Raw genomic sequence first — 1,535 nt, 5'->3', positions numbered from 1 at the left:
GCACAGCAACCGCCCTGCAGCGCGGCGTGACAGACCGGGCACGCGCGCTCGTCGAGCAGGTGCCGGGCGACCGTCTCGCCCCAGGTGACGGGAGGCGCGACCGGCGCCGACGATGCATCCGATGCGGTGAGCGGCGCGGTCATGATGCCTCGTCGGAATCGGGCACCCAGCGCAGGATGTCACCCGGCTGGCACTCGAGCACGCGGCAGATGGCCTCGAGCGTGGTGAAGCGCACCGCCTTGGCCCGGCCGTTCTTCAGCACCGCGACGTTCGCGGGGGTGATGCCGATGGCGTCGGCGAAGTCCTGCACGCTCATCTTCTTGCGAGCGAGTTGCACGTCGAGATCGATCACGATGGGCATCAGACGACCTCGGAGAGATCCTGCTCGAGCTCGAGCGCCTTGCGCAGCAGACCGCGCAGCACCACGACGAGCAAGGCGAGCGCGGCGCTCACGACCACACCGAGGATCGCGAGCAGCGACAGCGAGAGCGACACGGCCCGGTTCGCGACGATCACGAGGTACGACGCGAGGATCAGCACGCCCGCCGCGACCAGCGCCCCGAGGATGATGTCGACGTAGCGGAACGCCTCGACCCGGAAGATGCGGTCTGTCTGCACGAGCGACAGCAGGAACCAGACGCACACCAATGTGACCTCGATGAGCGCGATGAAGACGACCGCGCCGATGATGCCGGGCACCTCGAGCTGCACGACGTCGGGGTTGCGCAGCGCGGTGATGCGCGCGACCTCGGGGATCACCAAGACCTGACTCGCGAGCAGCAGCGCGAGCAGGACGACGATCAGCGCCTTCAGCGCGCGGGAGACTCGAGGATGCATGGTGCCCCTATCGATGAGCAATGGATATCTATCGAAAAACGATACCCACCGCTCAGAGCGGATGACAACGGCATCCCTCGTCTCTCAGCGGATACGCAGGTCAGATGCTCGGATGAGGCGTGCCGGACTCGCCGAGCCGAGACGTCGGTGCCGGAACAGCTCAGCGCGGGATCGGGTCAGGGCGTGTCGGGGTCGAACGGCGAGTCGAGCGACTGCGTGAGCTCGGCGAGCATCGCCTCGATCTGCGGCTCGACGTGCTGCGAGATCGCGGCCTGGATGTACAGACGGTGGCGAAGCAGGATGCCGCAGATCTCTCGTCCGACGAGATTGGCGTACTCGTCGGCGAGGCCGACCTCCTGCCGCAGCGCGCTCTTCTCCTCGTCGCTGAGCGGCGGCAGCGGCGGGAGCTCGGCGGCCGCGTCGTCCGCGAGACCCGCGATCGTGAAGAGGAAGGGCGCCCCGGGAACCGGATCGGGATCCAGCGGCATCCCGTCGAACTCGGGGTCGAGATCTTCCGACGGCCGATACGCGCGGGCGCGGTTGCGGGCCGCCTGCTGGTCGAGCTCACGCTGCAGCACGGGCAGGTTGCGCTCGGTGTACTCGGCGACCGCGTGATCGACGATCGTCTTGATCCGAGTCGACAGCCCGTGCTGCACACCGTGCGGGGTGTTGCCCGCGATGCCTGCGGCCGAGAGGAT

General features: G+C 68.0%; 3 protein-coding genes. All 3 read right to left on the bottom strand.

The annotated features are described in order from the left end of the window. Positions 1–139: 139 nt before the first annotated feature. Entirely contained in the window at positions 140–361 is a 222-nt protein-coding gene (locus RTM68_RS18145) for a helix-turn-helix transcriptional regulator (RefSeq protein WP_312173679.1), read from the bottom strand. Beyond that, complete coding sequence (locus RTM68_RS18140; protein WP_312173678.1) at positions 361–837, bottom strand: DUF2975 domain-containing protein; 477 nt, start codon at positions 835–837, stop codon at positions 361–363. The genes RTM68_RS18145 and RTM68_RS18140 overlap by 1 nt, the downstream gene beginning before the upstream one ends. 176 nt (positions 838–1,013) lie before the next feature. Beyond that, positions 1,014–1,535 (bottom strand): spermidine/putrescine ABC transporter substrate-binding protein (locus tag RTM68_RS18135; RefSeq protein ID WP_312173677.1); only part of this gene is annotated, 522 nt, incomplete at its 5' end.

Source organism: Microbacterium sp., assembly GCF_031988965.1.
Lineage (GTDB): Bacteria > Actinomycetota > Actinomycetes > Actinomycetales > Microbacteriaceae > Microbacterium.
The sequence above is the reverse complement of the archived record's forward strand: the minus strand, read 5'-3'. Positions and strand labels throughout refer to the sequence as shown.